The sequence below is a fragment of the Burkholderia sp. LK4 genome, assembly GCF_001043615.1.
Classification (GTDB): domain Bacteria; phylum Pseudomonadota; class Gammaproteobacteria; order Burkholderiales; family Burkholderiaceae; genus Burkholderia; species Burkholderia cepacia.
The window spans coordinates 1-18,086 of record NZ_LDUL01000019.1; the positions used below are offsets into that span (position 1 = coordinate 1).

Annotated in this window: 16 protein-coding genes; 8 read left to right on the forward strand and 8 right to left on the reverse strand. The window is 68.3% G+C overall.

The window, feature by feature from the left end:
• The coding region (locus tag VK92_RS42875) for a hypothetical protein (protein WP_205630789.1) at positions 1–285 on the forward strand (285 nt) is incomplete at its 5' end.
• 17 nt (positions 286–302) lie between these two features.
• Here the strand turns inward: VK92_RS42875 and VK92_RS41670 are convergent.
• From VK92_RS41670 to VK92_RS10840, 4 genes are all read right to left on the reverse strand, one after another.
• Complete coding sequence (locus tag VK92_RS41670; protein WP_131723363.1) at positions 303–725, reverse strand: hypothetical protein; 423 nt, start codon at positions 723–725, stop codon at positions 303–305.
• A 388-nt stretch (positions 726–1,113) separates the two neighbouring features.
• Positions 1,114–1,311 carry an ESPR-type extended signal peptide-containing protein gene (locus VK92_RS43475; RefSeq protein WP_419761817.1) on the reverse strand — a complete coding sequence of 66 codons (198 nt, stop codon included), beginning with the start codon at positions 1,309–1,311 and terminating at the stop codon, positions 1,114–1,116.
• A 356-nt stretch (positions 1,312–1,667) separates the two neighbouring features.
• On the reverse strand, positions 1,668–2,102 hold the full coding sequence (locus VK92_RS10835; protein ID WP_021162920.1) for a hypothetical protein: 435 nt from the start codon (positions 2,100–2,102) through the stop codon (positions 1,668–1,670).
• An 83-nt stretch (positions 2,103–2,185) separates the two neighbouring features.
• Entirely contained in the window at positions 2,186–3,100 is a 915-nt protein-coding gene (locus VK92_RS10840; protein ID WP_081080111.1) for a LysR family transcriptional regulator, read from the reverse strand.
• Between the two features lie 96 nt (positions 3,101–3,196).
• Here VK92_RS10840 and VK92_RS10845 point away from each other — a divergent pair, with 96 nt between their 5' ends.
• Both VK92_RS10845 and VK92_RS10850 read left to right on the forward strand, forming a co-directional pair.
• Positions 3,197–3,634 (forward strand): GlcG/HbpS family heme-binding protein, encoded by a 438-nt coding sequence (locus VK92_RS10845; protein WP_048025505.1) that lies wholly within the window; start codon positions 3,197–3,199, stop codon positions 3,632–3,634.
• 4 nt (positions 3,635–3,638) lie between these two features.
• Positions 3,639–4,415 carry an SDR family oxidoreductase gene (locus tag VK92_RS10850; RefSeq protein ID WP_048025506.1) on the forward strand — a complete coding sequence of 259 codons (777 nt, stop codon included), beginning with the start codon at positions 3,639–3,641 and terminating at the stop codon, positions 4,413–4,415.
• Positions 4,416–4,606: 191 nt separating this feature from the next.
• Here VK92_RS10850 and VK92_RS10855 read toward each other — a convergent pair whose 3' ends face one another.
• The 4 genes from VK92_RS10855 to VK92_RS10870 are packed head-to-tail and all read right to left on the reverse strand — an operon-like array spanning position 4,607 to position 13,134.
• Entirely contained in the window at positions 4,607–8,794 is a 4,188-nt protein-coding gene (locus VK92_RS10855) for a bifunctional nitrate reductase/sulfite reductase flavoprotein subunit alpha (RefSeq protein ID WP_048025507.1), read from the reverse strand.
• Between the two features lie 16 nt (positions 8,795–8,810).
• On the reverse strand, positions 8,811–9,158 hold the full coding sequence (gene nirD, locus VK92_RS10860; RefSeq protein WP_021162917.1) for a nitrite reductase small subunit NirD: 348 nt from the start codon (positions 9,156–9,158) through the stop codon (positions 8,811–8,813).
• Positions 9,159–9,189: 31 nt separating this feature from the next.
• Positions 9,190–11,787, reverse strand: coding sequence for a nitrite reductase large subunit NirB (nirB, locus tag VK92_RS10865; protein ID WP_048025508.1), 2,598 nt, complete (start codon positions 11,785–11,787; stop codon positions 9,190–9,192).
• A gap of 21 nt (positions 11,788–11,808) precedes the next feature.
• The gene (locus VK92_RS10870; protein WP_048025509.1) at positions 11,809–13,134 is read right to left on the reverse strand and encodes an MFS transporter; all 1,326 of its coding nucleotides are present in this window, start codon (positions 13,132–13,134) and stop codon (positions 11,809–11,811) included.
• A gap of 714 nt (positions 13,135–13,848) precedes the next feature.
• Between VK92_RS10870 and cobA the strand changes: the two genes are divergently transcribed.
• From cobA to VK92_RS10895, 5 genes are all read left to right on the forward strand, one after another.
• Positions 13,849–14,628: a uroporphyrinogen-III C-methyltransferase gene (gene cobA, locus VK92_RS10875; protein WP_048025548.1), complete on the forward strand. Its 780-nt coding sequence runs from the start codon at positions 13,849–13,851 to the stop codon at positions 14,626–14,628.
• Positions 14,629–14,790: 162 nt separating this feature from the next.
• Complete coding sequence (locus tag VK92_RS10880; protein WP_042977474.1) at positions 14,791–15,387, forward strand: ANTAR domain-containing response regulator; 597 nt, start codon at positions 14,791–14,793, stop codon at positions 15,385–15,387.
• A gap of 5 nt (positions 15,388–15,392) precedes the next feature.
• On the forward strand, positions 15,393–16,445 hold the full coding sequence (locus VK92_RS10885; RefSeq protein ID WP_048025510.1) for a CmpA/NrtA family ABC transporter substrate-binding protein: 1,053 nt from the start codon (positions 15,393–15,395) through the stop codon (positions 16,443–16,445).
• 120 nt (positions 16,446–16,565) lie between these two features.
• Positions 16,566–17,165: a uracil-DNA glycosylase family protein gene (locus VK92_RS10890; RefSeq protein WP_048025511.1), complete on the forward strand. Its 600-nt coding sequence runs from the start codon at positions 16,566–16,568 to the stop codon at positions 17,163–17,165.
• A 60-nt stretch (positions 17,166–17,225) separates the two neighbouring features.
• The gene (locus VK92_RS10895) at positions 17,226–18,005 is read left to right on the forward strand and encodes a YkgJ family cysteine cluster protein (RefSeq protein ID WP_048025512.1); all 780 of its coding nucleotides are present in this window, start codon (positions 17,226–17,228) and stop codon (positions 18,003–18,005) included.
• Positions 18,006–18,086 lie beyond the last annotated feature (81 nt).

The window sequence follows — 18,086 nt, forward strand, 5'->3', positions numbered from 1 at the left end:
AACACGGAAATCCTGACACCCCCTTGTGGTGGGGCCGCTACCGTCACCATCGCCACCGCCACATCCCGCCAGCAGTACCGCCGCTCCGATCGCGGTAGCGAGACACAGTCGATTTATTTTCATTTTCTTCTCTCTTATTTGTTAAATATCTCTAATTACTTATGCCAGATGACCTACTTGATCTATGCAGGCCATTACCCTCTTGGCGGAGCTAAGCCAGCTTTTCATCGCATAGCCGTCGCCGTCAAAACTGCGTCGTCAGCTGGAAGCCGGACGTCACAATAGACACTACACATCACCACTCAAACCCTCGAATACACCCCCCTCAAAATTTCAACAAACTGCTGACTCACGCCTTGATTGAGTGCATCCCAAGAATTCAAACCCAACGATTGCAATATTCCATCCATCTTTGGCGTCGAACTGAAATATAAAATACTCCATACCATTTCAGCATCCACGCGCTTTTCTTTATCACCGAAATTCAGCAACCCTCGTAATAAAACCTCACTATCTTCACCCGATATCTCCTTTCGATTCACACACCGCAGCAAACCCACCCGAACGTTAATACACAGGAATTCAACAACAGCCGCCCTCCATTTCTCAGGACTCGATCCGAACTGACCACCAAACACATGGGGAAGCGCCGCGTTCGGAGAAAAGTCATCAATTCCAGATACGATAAGTTGCTTCTGGCAATCAATTTCCGACAATTCGCTCACGACAATTCCTGACCTTCCTTTCAGCATTTACTCAGACCATCGCCAGACCCAGACATATCAAAAACAAAAATCAGTCAAAAAATCCAAAAAATCGCATCCAACATTCATTCCCGACCAATTCCAGCATGACGCGCTTCGCAAAAGATCGCAACCCATCACCAACATCTCTCTAACACTCTGAAATATAGTATTCAAAGAAATCCACACGTCATTGGTTGCAACATCAGAAGTTACCCCTCCAGCAACAATCAATCTCTTCAGTTCCCAAGCGGAGTTCGACGACACCGTGAGATAGCTCCGCTCAAGTTGTCCCTAAATCAGCCTGGCGATATTCACCGGCGATAAGCCGTTCCGTGTCTGGATCACGTCGGTGGGCGCGTCCGCTTCGTCACGATCTGCGCTGTGCATGCGAAAGCGCACCGGCCAGCGATGCAGCCGCGATCAGCCGGCCCGAACCGTCGAGCGGATGCCGGCCGGCGCGGCGCTCACCGGAAGCTGTTTTCGCCGAAGCAGTAGCCGTCCCGTCGACGGCCACCGCCATTCCCCGGAGTCTGGAATACGCCAGACGGTAGGCTCTCTGATTCATCGTTCTTTATTTGATTTCTTTCAGACCGACGAACAGTAGCAAAGCAATCGTCAGCAATCCATAGGGCGAATGTCAAAAATTGCCAAAGAATTTCAACGATGTGGAGCAATGCATTTTTAGGATATTTCTCATCCTCTTGCCATCACATATAAGTCACCCCATTTTGATTGCGACCAACCCAACTTCTCCAGCATTGGTTCGCAATCCACCTCTCCACAGATAAAAATCCTGCCGATATCGCACTGCGTATCGATAATCGAGAGTCAGTCAAAATATGTTGACCCGCAAATCGCCGCATCGGGATATTCGGCCTCTGCTTGCATTCATACGGGACCATGCAGCACGCACGCGCAACCTCACTTCGCCCGCTCATGCTCCCCCAACCCGATCGCCTTGTAGTCGTAAGTCGGATAGAACTCCGTCCGATACGCACCCCACGCCGTATCTTCGAGCACCCGATTGACTTCGCGCACCCGCGATGCCGGCAACCGCAACACGACGATCTGCCCGATCCCCATCGTCACGGTCCAGCTCACCACTTCGACGCCCGGCGGCGGGAACGCCTTGTAGAACCCCTGCTTCGCCAGTTGCGCGTTCAGCTCGGCGAGCGGGCGCGACTGGTCGTGTTTCAGGAAGACGGTGAGCAGCACCGCATTGTCGGGCGTTGCCGCAGCCGAACCGGCGGGTACGGTCGATGTCTGGCCGATGGCCGGCGCGCTGCAGGTCACGGCCGCCACCAGCGCCGCGGCAATGGCCAAAGTACGAACCGGAAAATGAAGAGATACCGTCATGACGCGACTCCTTCGTTTCGTGGCTGGAGCCGCCATCATGCGCCGCCTCGGCCAGCGCTGCAGTCAACCGGCCGATGCAACGCTTACGCCGCGCCCGAGCCGTCGCGCTCCCGCAGCACGTCGATGAACGCGCGCAGCTTCGCCGGCACGTGCTTGCGATTCACGTAATACAGCCACATCGGCGGCAGCGTCCGGCACGCGCCCGGCAACACCTCGACGAGCGTGCCGTCGCGCAAGTCCTGCTCGATGCGCTCGCGCATGAACGCAAACGCGATCCCGACACCGGCACGCGCCGCGTCGATCACCGCATCCGCATCGTTCGTCACGAATACGCCTTCCGGATCGAGATCGACATCGCGGCGCCCGTCGTGCAGCAGCCATTTGTGCAGCCGCCCGCTCTCCGAAAACCGGAAGCGAATACAGGCATGAGTTTCGAGCGCTGCGATCGATGCCGGCGTGCCGTACCGCGCCAGATAACCGGGCGACGCGACCAGCGCGCACGAGAGCGCCGGCGCGATCCGCACGCCGATCGTCCCCGGCTGCAGCCGGTCGGCGAGGCGAATCCCCGCATCGAACCCGTCCTTCGCGATGTCGACGAGTTCGTTCTCGTAGCGGATCTCGAGCCGCACTTTCGGATAACGCTCGCGGAATACGGCCAGCACCGGCGCGATCACGAGCGTGCGCGCCAGCGGCAGCGCGGTGACGCGCAACACGCCGCTCGGCTCGCTGCGCGCATCCTTCAGCGCGTCGCGCGCGTGCACGACCTGCCGGTACGCGGGCTCCGTCTGCCGCCAGTAGTGCTGCCCGGCTTCCGTCAGGCTCACGCCGCGCGTGCTGCGATTGAACAGCTTCACGTTCAGTTCGCCCTCGAGCTGCCCGATCGCGAGGCTGACGGCGGCCGGCGTCAGGCCGAGCGCGGCGGCCGCCCGCGTGAAGTTGCCGGCCGTCGCGACCGTCATGAACACGTGCAGCCCGGCCATCGGATCGCGTCGGCTCATCATTAGAAAAACTTGAAACTCTTTCGAGCGGAATGCGGATTCTCCCATATACCGCAACTGCCTACACTGGGGCCTGTCGTCCCTCCGGAGCCTCGCATGGACCCGCTCACCGCCGCGCTGCCGCTCGCAGCCGCCCGCCGTACGATCGACGCAGCACTCGCGCATGCGGCGTCGCTGCAGGTCGCCGGCGTCGCCATCGCAATCGTCGATGCCGGCGCGAACCTGCTCGCGTTCGCGCGCACCGACGACTGTTTCCTCGGCGCGATCGATCTCGCGCAGCGCAAGGCGCTGACGGCGGTCCGCTTCCGCATATCGACCGGCGCGCTCGGTGCGATGTCGGGCGACGGGCCGCTGCGCGGGATCGAGCACAGCCACGGCGGGCTCGTCACGTTCGGCGGCGGCGAACCGCTCGTCGACGACAGCGGACGCTGCGTCGGCGCCATCGGCGTTTCGGGCGGCAGCGTCGACGAAGACACCGCGATCGCCCGGCACGGCCGCGACCGCTTTCAGGCAACCCTTCCCACCACAAGGTAAGCACATGGCACGGAAACGCATCCTCATTACCGGCGCAGGCACCGGCTTCGGCCGCGAAGTGGCGCTGCGGCTCGCCGAACGCGGCCACGACGTGACGGCCGGCGTGCGCGTCACGGCCGAGATCGACGCACTGACGGCCGCTGCCGCGCAACGCGGCACCACGCTGCGCGCCATCAAGCTCGATGTCACGTCGGCCGACGATCGCGCCCGCGCGGCCGAGCTGGACGTCGACGTGCTCGTGAACAACGCGGGCGTCGGCGAAGCCGGCGCGCTCGTCGACCTGCCGGTCGGGATCGTCCGCGACCTGTTCGACGTCAACGTGTTCGGACCGCTCGAACTCACGCAGCACATCGCGCGCGGGATGCTCGCGCGCCGGCACGGCAAGATCGTATTCGTGTCGTCGATCGCGGGCCTGATCACCGGGCCGTTCACGGGCGCCTATTGCGCGTCGAAGCACGCGGTCGAATCGATCGCCGAGGCAATGCACGCGGAGCTGGCGCCGCACGGAATCCGCGTCGCGGTCGTGAACCCGGGCCCGTACAGCACGGGTTTCAACGACCGGATGATGGAAACGACGCGGCGCTGGCACGATCCGGCCGTTCACACGGTGACGCCCGAGCGGCTGACGTTCCCGCTCGAACAGCACGATCCGGAAGAAATGATCGCGAAGATGGTCGACGTGATCGACAGCGACGGCGGCGCGTTCCGCACCCTGCTGCCGCGGTCGTCGGAAACGTTCGTCCGTGCCGAACAGGCGCGCGCGTGGGAGCGTCAGCAGTAACGCAAACCGGCGGCGCCCGGCGGTTCATGTCATGCAGGAACGCCGTGCCCGCTGCCCGGCCTGTCGCGTGCGACGTTCGCCGTCGACGGCCTTCCCGACGGCCCGGCGCGGCTCGTCGCAGGCCAACGCGTCGCCCGAAGCCGGGCCCGCAAACCGGCGGGCCGCGCCGCGTCACGCCGCACCGCTCGCGGTCAGTACACGTCCCGCATGTAGCGGCGCGCCTTCGCGAGCCGCGCGACATAGTCGTTCGCGGCTTCGTCCGACATGCCGCCGTGCTCGGCGACGACGGCCTTCAGCGCGGCATCGACGTCCTTCGCCATCCGCGCGGCGTCGCCGCACACGTAGAAGTGAGCACCTTCCTCCAGCCACGCGAACAGCTCGGCGCCCTGCTCGCGCATCCGGTCCTGCACGTAGATCTTGTCGGCCTGGTCGCGCGAGAACGCGAGATCGAGCCGCGTCAGGAAACCGCTGTCGCGCATCGCGCCCAGCTCGTCGCCGTAGTAGAAGTCCGTCTGCGCATGCTGTTCGCCGAAGAACAGCCAGTTGCGCCCGCGCGCGCCGCGCGCCTGCCGTTCGTGCAGGAAGCCGCGGAACGGCGCGACGCCGGTGCCGGGGCCGACCATCACGATCGGCACGTCGCCGTTCACCGGCGGCCGGAAATGCGCGGATTTCTGCACGAACACGGGCACGCGGCCGTCGTCCGCGCGATCGGCGAGGAACGTCGATGCGACGCCTTTGCGCGCGCGCCGGCCGTTGTGATAGCGCACGGCCGACACGGTCAGGTGGATCTCGCCGTGGTGCGCGCTCGGGCTCGACGCGATCGAATAAAGACGCGGCTGCATGCGCTTGAGCATCCCGACGAGTTCGTTGCCCGACAGCTCGACCGGAAACTCGTGCAGCACGTCCGCGAGTTGTTGCCCCCACAACCATTGCTTCAGGTCGCCCTTGCGGTCGTCGCCGAGCAGCGCCTTCAGCGCGCCGTTCGCGCTGCGCGACGCGATGAACGCGAGCGTGTCCGGATGCGGGCGCGTGATGTCGAAGTGACGCGCGAGTGCGTCGCCGAGGCGCACGTCGCCGACACCCGCCACCGACACGGGTGCATCGGCCTTCAGCGCGGTGACGGACAGCAGTTCGTCGACCAGTTCCGGGCAGTTGGTCGGCCATACGCCGAGCGCGTCGCCGGTTTCGTATTCGAGGTTCGCGCCTTCGGTCGACAACGACACGTAGCGTGTGTCCTTCGCCGCGCCCGGACGGTTGAGCCGCAGGTTCGCGACGAGCTTCGACGGCGCCGGATGCGCCTTCGTCGGCAGCAGCCCGGACGGGCCCAGGCCGCCGGTCGGCACCGCGTGCAGCGCGGCATCGGCCTCCTTGATCCGCGCGACGACGCGTTCGAGCCACTGGTCGGCATCGCGCTGGAACTCGACGTCGCAATCGACGCGCGCGCACAGGCGCGCCGCGCCGAGTTCCGCAAGCCGCGCGTCGAGCCGGCGGCCATGGCCGCAGAACTGGTCGTAGTTGCGGTCGCCGAACGCGAGCACCGCGAAGTGCACGCCGTCGAGGCGCGCGGCGCCGCCGGCCTGCAGCGCTTCCCAGAATTCGCTGCCGTTGTCGGGGGCATCGCCGTCGCCGAACGTGCTCGTCATCAGCAACACGTATTGCGCGCCGGCGAGCGACGCCACCGGATAGTCGGACATGCACGCGGTGCGGATCTCGAAGCCCGCGTTCATCAGCTGCGTCGCGTAATCCTCGGTCAACGATTCGATGTTGCCGGTCTGCGACGCCCACAGCAGCACGACCTTCGGCCGCGTGCGCACGATCCGCACGCCGCCGGACGCGGCGGCATCGGCCGGCAGCACGGGGGCCGCGGCGCCCGGCAAGCTCGCCGGCAGCGAGCGGCTGAACAACCCCGCGAGCATCCCGTCGAGCCAGAACCGCACCGGCGGCGTGAGCGGCGCGCCGGCCGGCAGCACCGGCACGCCGCCCTCGCGCCGGCCGGCGCTTGCCTTCAGCCCGCTGACGAACCCGGCTACATACAGCCGTTCGGTGTCCGTCAACGGCGGCGGCGCGAAGTCGGCGACGCCGAGCGCGGCCGCGAAAGTGTCGATGTCTGCCATATCGGATTCCTGTGAAGCAGTCGCCTGCACCGTCGCCGGCGCGGGCCGTGCGTCGTCGGCGCGGGCATCGGGTTGCGCCGTCTCGTCGTCGGCGGACGCGAACGCATCGGTCTCGACGCGCCGCAGTGCGACCGCGCAGTATTTCAGTTCGGGCTGCTGCGATTCGGGATCGATCGCGTCGTTCGTCACCGCGTTGATGCACAGGTCGTCGCCGTACACGTCGTTCCAGTGCATCGGCGCGAAGCAGTCGCCGCGCCGCACGCGCTCGGTCACGACGGCCGGCAGCACCGCGCGGCCGCGCGCCGAGCGGATCTCGACGCTGTCCTTCGCGGCAATGCCGAGCGCGCTCGCGTCGTCCGGATGCAGCTCGACGAACGGGCGCGGGTTCAGCTTGTTCAGCATCGCGACCTTGCCCGTCTTCGTCATCGTGTGCCACTGATGCTGCAGCCGCCCCGTGTTCAGCACGATCGGGAACGTGTCGTCGGGCAATTCGGCCGGATCGACGTGCGGCCGGGCGAAGAAGCGCGCCTTGCCCGACGGCGTCGGGAACGCGATGCGCGGCGCGTCGTCGCCGTCGGCGGCCGGGCGCAGCGGCTGGCTCACGCCGTCGTTCAGGTAGCGGATCGGGTGCCGCTCGCGCGCGGTGCCCGGCGCGACCGGCCACTGCACGGGCCCGTCGCGCAGCGCCGCATGGCTTGCGCCGCGCAGGTCGTAGCCCGTCGCCGGATTCGAGAAACGGACGATCTCGTCGAACACATCGGCCGCCGACGCATAGTCGAACGCATCGCCGAACCCCATCGCGCGCGCGACTTCCGCGACGATGCGCCAGTCGGGCAGCGCGTCGCCCGGCGGCGCGACCGCCGCTCGCATCAGCGTCATGTTGCGCTCGGAGTTGATCATCACGCCGTCGCCCTCGGCCCACAGCGCGCCGGGCAGCAGGATGTCCGCGTAGCGGTTGGTTTCGGTATCGAGGAACGCGTCCTGCGCGATCACGAGTTCCGCGGCCTGCAATCCGGCGATCACGTTCTGCCGGTTCGGCACCGTGGCGACCGGGTTCGTGCAGATGATCCAGCATGCCTTGATGTCGCCGGCCGCCATCCGCTCGAACAGGTCGACGGTGCCGTTGCCGGTTTCCTTGCGCAGCGTGCCGGCCGGCACGCGCCACAGGTGCTCGACGAAACGGCGATCGTCGTCCGACGCCACCGAGCGCTGGCCCGGCAGCCCGGGGCCCATGTAGCCCATCTCGCGCCCGCCCATCGCGTTCGGCTGGCCGGTCAGCGAGAACGGCCCGCTGCCGGCACGGCAGATCCTGCCCGTCGCGAGATGCAGGTTGCAGATCGCGTTGGTGTTCCACACGCCGTGCGTGCTCTGGTTGAGCCCCATCGTCCAGCAGCTCATCCATTCCTGCGCGTCGCCGATCCATTGCGCGGCCGTGCGCAGGTCGGCTTCCGCGAGCCCCGTGATTTCAGCCACGCGCCCGGGCGTGTAGTCGGCGAGGAACGCAGGCATCGCGTCCCAGCCTTCGGTGTACGCGTCGATGAACGCGCCGTCGGTGCGGCCGTTCGCATGCAGCAGGTGCAGCAGCCCGTTGGTCAGCGCGAGATCGGTGCCCGGCCGGATCTGCAGGAACAGGTCGGCCTTGTCGGCGGTGCCGGTGCGGCGCGGATCGACGACGATCAGCTTCGCGCCGGCCTTCACGCGGTCCATCATCCGCAGGAACAGGATCGGATGGCAGTCGGCCATGTTCGCGCCGATCACGAAGAACAGGTTCGCGCGATCGAAGTCCTGGTACGACCCGGGCGGGCCGTCCGCGCCTAGCGACTGCTTGTAGCCGGTGCTCGCGCTCGCCATGCAGAGGCGCGAGTTCGACTCGATGTTGTTGGTGCCGACGAAACCCTTCGCGAGCTTGTTGACGAGGTATTGCGCCTCGATCGACATCTGCCCCGACACGTAGAACGACAGCGCGTCCGGCCCGTGCGCATCGAGCACCGCGCGCAGGCGGCGCGCGGTGTCGGCGATCGCTTCGCGCGCCGGCAGCGGCACGAGGTCGTCCTCGCGCGCGCGGCGCACGAACGCGCGGTCGAGCCGCCCCGAGCGGCGCAGCGCGACGTGCGCCGACGAACCCTTCGTGCACAGCCGCCCGAAGTTGGCCGGATGGTCGGCGTCGCCGGACACCTTGACGACTTCGCCTTCCTCGACGTGCAGCACCATCCCGCAGCCGACGCCGCAGTACGGGCACACGCTCTTGACGGGGGTGGCGGTCATGCGCGCTCCGGGGCGGTCAGGCCGCGATCCACACGAAGCCGTCCTCGACCCGCGACGGATACGTGCTCACCGACTGCCCGGGTGCCTCCAGGCATTCGCCGGTGCGCAGGTCGAAATGCTGCTTGTACAGCGGCGACGCGACGACGACGCGCTCGCCGAGGCTGCCGATCAGCCCGCGCGACATCACGGCCGCCCGCGACACGGGATCGACGTTGTCGATCGCGAACACGCCGCCTTCCTCGGCATGCGCGACGTGAAAGACCGCGACCTGCTCGCCGTTGACGAGTGCACACACGCCGGTGTTCGGCACGATATCGTCGAGCGCGCACACGCGGGTCCAGGACGGCGGAAGACGATCGTTCATGATGGGCTCCTTGAAGTGGTGCGGGTATCGGTCAGGCGGTTGCGGGTTCGGTCACGGCTTGCGCCGCGCTTTCGGCGACGACGGGAATCGACACGGGCTTGCCGCCTGCCCGTTCGCCGGGCATCGCGGGCCGGATCTGACCACGCGTCTCGACGAATTCGATGGTCGTGTCCGGCGCATCGCTGTTCACGAAGTGACGGAAGCGCTTGCGCGTGTCGGGATCGGTGACGGCCCGCTTCCACTCGCACTCGTAGGTGTCGACCACGTGCTGCATGTCGGCTTCGAGTTCGGCGCCGATCCCGAGCCGGTCGTGCACGACGACGTCGATCAGGTAATCGAGGCCGCCTTCGAGGTTGTCGCGCCAAACGCTCGTGCGCTGCAGCCGGTCGGCCGTGCGTACGTAGAACATCAGCAAACGGTCGATGTAGCGAACCAGCGTCGCGCGGTCGAGGTCGGACGCGAGCAGTTCCGCGTGGCGCGGCTTCATCCCGCCGTTGCCGCATACGTACAGGTTCCAGCCCTTCTCGGTCGCGATGACGCCGACGTCCTTGCCCTGCGCTTCCGCACACTCGCGCGTGCAGCCGGACACGCCGAACTTGATCTTGTGCGGCGCGCGCAGCCCCTTGTAGCGATTCTCGAGGTCGATCGCGAGGCCGACCGAATCGCCGACGCCGTAACGGCACCACGTCGAGCCGACACACGACTTCACGGTGCGCAGCGCCTTGCCGTATGCGTGGCCCGATTCGAAACCGGCCGCGATCAGTTCCTCCCAGATCGACGGCAACTGCTCGACGCGCGCACCGAACAGGTCGACGCGCTGGCCGCCGGTGATCTTCGTGTAGAGCCCGTACTTCTTCGCGACCTGACCGACCGCGATCAGCCCTTCCGGCGTGACCTCGCCGCCCGGCATGCGCGGCACGACCGAATACGTGCCGTCGCGCTGGATGTTCGCGAGGTAGTAGTCGTTCGAATCCTGCAGCCCCGCGTGTTCCTTCTTCAGCACGAACTCGTTGAAGCACGACGCGAGGATGCCCGCCACCGCCGGCTTGCACACGTCGCAGCCGAGGCCATGGCCATGCTTCGCGAGCAGCGCGTCGAAGGTCGTGATGCGCTCGACGCGGATCAGGTGGAACAGCTCCTGGCGCGAATACGGGAAGTGCTCGCAGAGATGGTTGTTGACCGCGAGGCCCTGCTTCTTCATCTCGGCCTTCATGATCTGCGTGACGAGCGGCACGCAGCCGCCGCACGACGTGCCGGCGCCCGTGCACGACTTCAGCGCGCCGAGGCTCGTCGCGCCGTCGGCGACCGCCGTGCAGATCTGCGACTTCGACACGTTGTTGCACGAGCAGATCTGGGCGCCGTCAGGCAGCGCGTCGACACCGAGCGCCGGCTTCGCGGCGCCGTCCGACGACGGCAGGATCAGGAATTCCGGCGACTCGGGCAGCTCGATGCGGTTCAGCATCATCTGCAGCAGCGTGCCGTATTCGGCCGCGTCGCCGACCATCACCGCGCCGTGCAGGAACTTGCCGCAGTCGGACACGACGAGCTTCTTGTAGACCTGGCGGCGCTCGTCCGCGTACTGGTAGGTGCGGCTGCCGGCCGTCGTGCCGTGCGCGTCGCCGATGCTCGCGACGTCGACGCCCATCAGCTTCAGCTTCGTGCTCATGTCGGCGCCCGCGAACGCGGCCCCGGCCTCGCCGTCCGCATCGCCACCCAGCTGCTTCGCCACCACGCGCGCCATGTCGTAGCCGGGGGCGACGAGGCCGTACACCATGCCGTTCCAGGCCGCGCATTCGCCGATCGCGTAGATGTCGGCGTCGCTCGTGCGGCACGCGTCGTCGATCGCGACGCCGCCGCGCGGGCCGATTTCCAGGCCGCACGCACGCGCCAGTTCGTCGCGTGCGCGAATGCCGGCCGAAAACACGATCATGTCGGCGTCGAGATGCGAGCCGTCGGCGAACACCATCCGGTGCGTGCCCTCTTCGCCGTCGACGATCTCGAGCGTGTTCTTGCCCGTATGCACGGTCACGCCGAGCGCCTCGATCTTCGCGCGCAGCATCCGGCCGCCGCCGTCGTCGACCTGCACGGCCATCAGCCGCGGCGCGAATTCGACGACGTGCGTGTCGAGCCCCATGTCGCGCAGCGCCTTCGCGCATTCGAGGCCCAGCAGCCCGCCGCCGATCACGACGCCGCGCTTTGCGCGCGTGCCGCACGCCTGCATCGCCTCGAGATCCTCGATCGTCCGGTACACGAAGCAGCCCTCACGATCGTGCCCCGGCATCGGCGGCACGAACGGGCGCGAACCCGTCGCCAGCACCAGCTTGTCGTACGCGAGCGTTTCCCCGGACGCGAGCGTGACCGTATGCGCGGCGCGGTCGATCGACGCGACGCGCGCGTTCAGGCGCAGGTCGAACTGCGGATGACGCTCGAAGAAGCCGGGTTCGACGAGCGACAGGTCGTCCGCCGACTTGCCCGCGAAGAACTCGGACAGGTGCACGCGGTCGTAGGCCGGGCGCGGCTCCTCTCCGAGCACGGTGACCTGCAGCGCGCCCGCCGCGCTCGCTTGCGCCGCGACGCATTCGAGCAGCTTGTGGCCGACCATCCCGTGGCCGATGACGATGAGTTTCATGATGACGTTTCCCTCGGTCGATCAGTTCGCGACGCTGCCGGCAGCCAGCGCGCGGTCGCGCAGCTCGGCTTCGCGCGCCTTGTGTTCCTCGCTGAAGCGCACGGCCATCGCGCACAGCGCGGTCGCGGTGACGGCAAGGCCGAGCAGGCCGAGCGTGTGCTGCACGTCGCCGACGCCTTTGAGCAGGAAGCTCGCGGCGACCGCGCCGACGTTGCCGCCCGCGCCGACGATCCCCGCGACGCCGCCGAGTGCCTTGCGGTCGATGAAGGGCACCAGCGCGTAGGTCGCGCCGCACGCCATGTGCGTGAAGAGGCCGAACGCGAGCATCGCGACGAGTGCGATGCCGACGCTTTGCGCATGCGAAAACCAGATCAGCCCGAGCCCTTCGCCGACGATCAGCGCGCACAACAGCATCGCGCGCACGTCGAGGCTGCGGCGCGCGGCGATCTTGTCGGACAGCCAGCCGCCGAGCGCGCGGGCGAACAGGGCGAGCAGCCCGAACATGCCGACCGCGAAACCGGCGTCCTTCAGCGACAGGCTGAAGTGATCGACGTAGTACAGCGCGGCGATGTTGTGGATGAACACCTCGACGCCGAAGCACGCGCCGTACGTGATGAACAGCATCCACACGCGATAGTTGCCGCAGGCCGCGAAGAAGCTCGCCCAGCCGCCCTTCTTGCCGCTGTCGACCGTCACGCCTTCCTTGCGCAGCGCGGCGAAGTCGCCTTGCGGGCAATCCTGCGTGAAGCGCCAGTACGCCCAGGCCATCGCGAGCATCGCGACGCCCGGCACGACCAGCGCGATACGCCACGACGAATCCTCGCCGAAGCCGAGCATCAGGCCGGCGGCGACGAGCAGCGGCATCAGCGCCTGCGTCGCGCCCGCGCCGGCATTGCCCCAGCCGGCCGTCGTCGCGTTCGCGGTGCCGACCACGTTCGGCGCGAACATCACCGACGTGTGGTACTGCGTGATCACGAAACCCGCGCCGATCGCGCCGATGCCGAGCCGGCAGATCAGGAACGACAGGTAGTCGTGCGTGAACGACACCGCGAACACGGGGATCGCGCCGAGCAGCAGCAGGCCGACGTATACGCGGCGCGGGCCGAAGCGGTCGCACAGCGGGCCGACCAGCAGCCGCACGGCAATCGTCGCGGCCACGGCCGCGATGTTGATGTTGGCAACCTGCGCCGCGCTCAGGTGGAATTCGCGTGCAATCAGCGGCATCAGCGGCGCGCACGCGAACCATGCGAAGAAGCACACGAAAAACGCCATCCACGTCAGGTGGAACGCGCGCATCGGCGCGGTGCGGAGGCTGAAGAGATCGATACGGGTAGCTTTGTCGGTCATGTCATCCGCCAAACGAAAAACGGCGTCCTGCGCACCCGGTCTCGTCGAGACCCGATGCGTAGGACGCCGTTGCCCATGAAGCCCGTTGCCGGGCGCGTCTGTAATCGGTACTGCCGGACGAATCGCCATTGATTCGCCCGAACCGGCTCACGCAAACGCCGTGCCATGTCGCCGCCAATCGGGCCCGCAGTCCCGCCGCGCAAGGCTCGTCCGGCGTCGCGCGGCGAGCGGCGACAGTCGGCACACGATGCGCGGTGATGCAGAGAGGCACAGATGTGGTGCGATGCAGCACTGTCGCCGTGCGACATCGCGGTGCGTACGGGCGGGGCACGATGCACGCCGATGCGGCATTGCGGGTGCCGGCGCGCGGCGGCCGCGCGCCGGCACGGGGGTCGTACTTGGCCCGCGATTGGCCCATATTCGGCCCGCATTTCGCCCTCACATGACCATCGCGCGGCACGGTGCGCGCCGTTCCCGCCGCGCGGGCGCGACGGGCGATGCCGGTTGGCCCGGATATTGCTGAACCCGCTGCATGACACCGGCAACGGCGCCGGTGGGCAGTCCCCGCAAAACCGGGCCCGTCGTGCAGGCGGGCCGCTCAGGACAACGGCGTCCTTCCGTGCGCGGCACGGCCGGATACCGATACGTCGACCGCCCGCCGCCGCGCAACAACGCGCTATCGGCCGCCGCATGCAGGCGGCACTGGAACACGACATGACGACAGGCAAAGTCACCCTGCTGGGCGCCGGCCCCGGCGATCCCGATCTCCTCACGCTCAAGGCCGTGAAAGCGCTGGCCGCTGCCGACGTGCTGCTGCTCGACGATCTCGTCGCGCCCGGCATCGTCGAACTCGCGCCGCAGGCGCGCGTCATCCGCGTCGGCAAGCGCGGCGGTTGCCGCTCCACGCCGCAGGCATTCATCGAGAAGCTGATGCGCCGTTACGCACTGCGCGGCGCGCACGTGGTGCGTGTAAAAGGCGGCGAGGCGCTGCTGTTCGGGCGCGCCGGCGAAGAACTCGCGACGCTGCGCGCCGCCGCGATTCCGGTCGAGATCGTCAACGGCATCTCGTCGGGGTTCGCCGCCGCCGCGAGCCTCGGCATCTCGCTCACGCACCGCGCGCATTGCCACGGCGTCACGTTCGTCACCGCCCATCGTCAGGACCACGGCGAACCCGACTGGGCGCGTCTCGCCGCGACCGGCACCACGCTCGCGATCTACATGGGCATGAGCCGCGTCGACAGCATCGCCGCCGGCCTGCTCGCCGTGCTGCCGGCATCGACGCCGGCCGCGGCCGTGCAATGGGCCGGCACGCCCGACGAACGCCGCTGGACCGGCACGCTCGGCGATCTCGCGCGCGGCATCGACGCAGCACGGCTCGGCAGTCCGGCCGTGATCCTCGTCGGCGGCGCGATCGGCGAAACGGCCGTGCGGGAGGTGCCGGACGCGGGCGCAGCGGGGGCCGCGATCGACACGGCCTTCTCCCGGGCCGCGTAGCATGCGCGACACCACGCGGCACTCGCCGCCCACCTGTCATGAAAACAGCGGCGCCGTTCGCACCGGCTGCCGGGTCGCCGCGCGCGGCACCGGCACGACGTGCGCGCGGGGCCCCCTCCGATCTGCGCATCGCGCCACGATTTCTCCGCCGCCGTTCGCATCATGAGTGCGCCCGCTTCCTCCCCCCGCCTGCGCGTGCTGCTCGTCACCGATACCGACAAACCGATCGGCGAGCTCGGCGACGCGCTCGCGCAGCTCGGCTACGACATGCTGAACGACGTCGCGACGCCCGCGCGCCTGCCGGCCGCCGTCGAGGAGCAGCATCCCGACGTCGTGATCATCGATACCGATTCGCCGTCGCGCGACACGCTCGAGCAACTCGCGGTCATGCATGCGACCGCGCCGCGCCCCGTGCTGATGTTCAGCCACGACGCCAACCAGTCGCTGATCCGCGCGGCGGTCGGCGCGGGCGTCAGCGCGTATCTCGTCGAGGGGCTGTCGGCCGAACGCCTTGCACCGATTCTCGAAGTCGCGCTCGCACGCTTCTCGCACGACGACGCGCTGCGCCGCCGGCTTGCCGATGTCGAGCGCGAACTCGCCGAACGCAAGCTGATCGACCGCGCGAAGCGGATGCTGATGGACCAGCGCAGGCTGTCCGAACACGACGCGTATGCGGCGCTGCGCAAGCGCGCGATGGATCAGGGCCTGCGCATCGTCGACGTCGCGCGGCAATTGCTCGACGCGTCACCCCAGTCATGACCGCCATGGACACCACCTCTCCCGTCGCGCCGGAACGCGCGCATCTTCGCCTCGGGTTCGTCGCGCTGAGCGACGCGGCCCCGCTGATCGTCGCACAGCGCCTGGATCTCGGTGCGCGGCACGGCCTCACGCTCGAACTCAGCCGCCAGCCGTCGTGGGCCGCCGTCCGCGACAAGCTGCTGAGCGGCGAGCTCGACGCCGCGCATGCGTTGTACGGGCTGGTCTGCGGGCTGCAGCTCGGGATCGGCGGCCCGCAGGCCGACATGGCCGCGCTGATGGTGCTGAACCGCAACGGCCAGGCGATCTCGTTGTCGCGCGGCCTCGCCGACGCCTATCGCGAAAGCGGCAGCGTGCGCGACGCGTTCGCGACGCTCGGCCGCAAGCCGCTCCTCGCGCAGACGTTCCCGACCGGCACGCACGCGATGTGGCTGAACCACTGGCTCGCGTCGCACGGCGTCGATCCGCTGCGCGACGTGCGCAGCGTCGTGATCCCGCCGCCCGAGATGGTGGCCGCGCTCGCGGGCGGCGAACTCGACGGCTTCTGCGCTGGCGAACCGTGGCATGCCGTGGCCGAGGCCTGCAACGCGGGGCGGACCGTCGCCGTCACGAGCGAGATCTGGCCCGATCATCCGGAGAAGGTGCTCGCGGCCCGGCGCGATTTCGTCGCGCTGTATCCGGCCACCGCGCGCGCGCTGATCCGCACGCTCGTCGATGCGTGCGCGTGGCTCGACAGTGCCGCGCACCGTCGCGAGGCGGCCGGCTGGCTCGCGTCGCCCGACGCGCTCGGCGTGCCGGCCCGGCTGATCGCGCCGCGCCTGCTCGGCGACTACGGATCGGGGCCGTTCGCCGTGCCGCCGCTGCCGATCCGTTTCCACGACGGCGGCGCCGTGAACCGCCCCGATCCGCGCGAAGGCGAGTGGTTCCTGTCCCAATACCGGCGCTGGGGCATGCTCGACGGTTCGCACGACGACGCGGCGATCGCCCGCGCGATCGCGCAAACCGCGTTGTATGATGCTGCCGTCGCCGAAAGCGGCGCACCGGGCCCGTCGCGGGCGTGAGGCGCGCCGCGTGATGCAGGCGGCGCGCGCTCCCGCGCCACGCCTGCCCGGGCCGCCTGTCGGCGCCGGGCGCGCGGTTCCCGGGGCGCCGCATGACCACTCCGTCCCCGATCCGATTCGATGCCGAAACCCACGCGCGCGCCGCTCGACGTGCTGCTCACTGAAATCCGCGCGTGCCGTGCCTGCGAAGCCGACCTGCCGCTCGGCCCGCGCCCGGTCGTGCGTGCCCATCGCGACGCGCGCATCCTGATCGTCGGGCAGGCGCCGGGCGCACGCGTCCATGCGAGCGGCATCCCGTGGGACGATGCGAGCGGCAAGCGGCTGCGCGGCTGGCTCGACGTCGACGCCGGCACGTTCTACGACGAAACCCGCTTCGCGATCGTGCCGATGGGCTTCTGCTACCCGGGCCGCGGCACGAGCGGCGACAACCCGCCGCGCCCCGAATGCGCGCCGCTGTGGATAGACCGGCTGCTCGCCGGGTTGCCGTCGATCCGGCTCACGCTGCTGATCGGCCAGTATGCGCAGCGGCACTTCCTGCGCGACGCGCGCAAGGCCACGCTGACGGACACCGTACATGCGTGGCGCGACTACGGCCCCGGCGTGCTGCCGCTGCCGCATCCGTCGCCGCGCAACCAGGCGTGGTTCAAGCACCATCCGTGGTTCGACGCCGACGTCGTGCCCGAGCTGCGACGCCGGATCGCGCCGCTGGTCGCCCGGTAAACGAAATCACCGCCGTGTCGCGACGCTTCGCGACACCCCGTCATCCGTATCGAATCAAGCATGAACGACACCCCTACCGACCTCGACTTTGCCTGCAACGGCTGCGGCGGATGCTGCCGCGACCTGCGCATTCCGCTGACGATCGACGAGGCCACCGCGTGGCTGCAGCGCGGCGGCCACGTGGAGCTGCTGTGCGACGCGATGCCGTGGCTCGTCGAGCCCGAGCCCGACAACGCGTTCGCCGCGTACAAACGCGCACGCTCGAGCGCCGCGCTCAGCGGCTCGCTGCCCGTCCGCGTGACGGTGATGCTCACGGCGTCCCATGCGGGGCCGTGCCCGAACCTGCGCGACGACCTGCGATGCGCGATCTACGACGAGCGCCCGCTCGTGTGCCGGATCTACCCGGCCGAAGTGAATCCGTTCGTACCGCTGGTACCGGCTGGCAAGCAATGCACGCCCGACGCGTGGCAGCAGGCGCCGTTCGTCCGCGGCGGCACGATCGTCGACGCGGCCACCCGCGAGAACATCGCGCGCTCGCGTGCGGCGAGCGAAGCCGAAACGCCGCTGCGGGCACGGTTGTGCAAGGTGCTGGGGATCGAGACGGCGGCCGTGGCCAACGAAGGGTTCGCGATCCACGCGCCGCCGGCCGCCACGCTGCTCGCCGCGCTGACGGATTTGCGCGCGTCGGCACCGGCCGACGCCGACGACACCGTCGCGTGGACGCTGATCTCGAACCGCGCGACGACGGTGGACGCGCTCGCATCGGTCGGCGCGGCGAGCCAGCGCGCCGGCGAAGGCGGCCCGCACGCCCGTTATCTCGGCTTCCACCCGGACGAATGACCGTCGCGCGGCACGCCGCGAGCGACACCGGGCAACGCCGCACGGCCGCGCGGATCGCCGACGCGCCCGGTTCGCTGTACC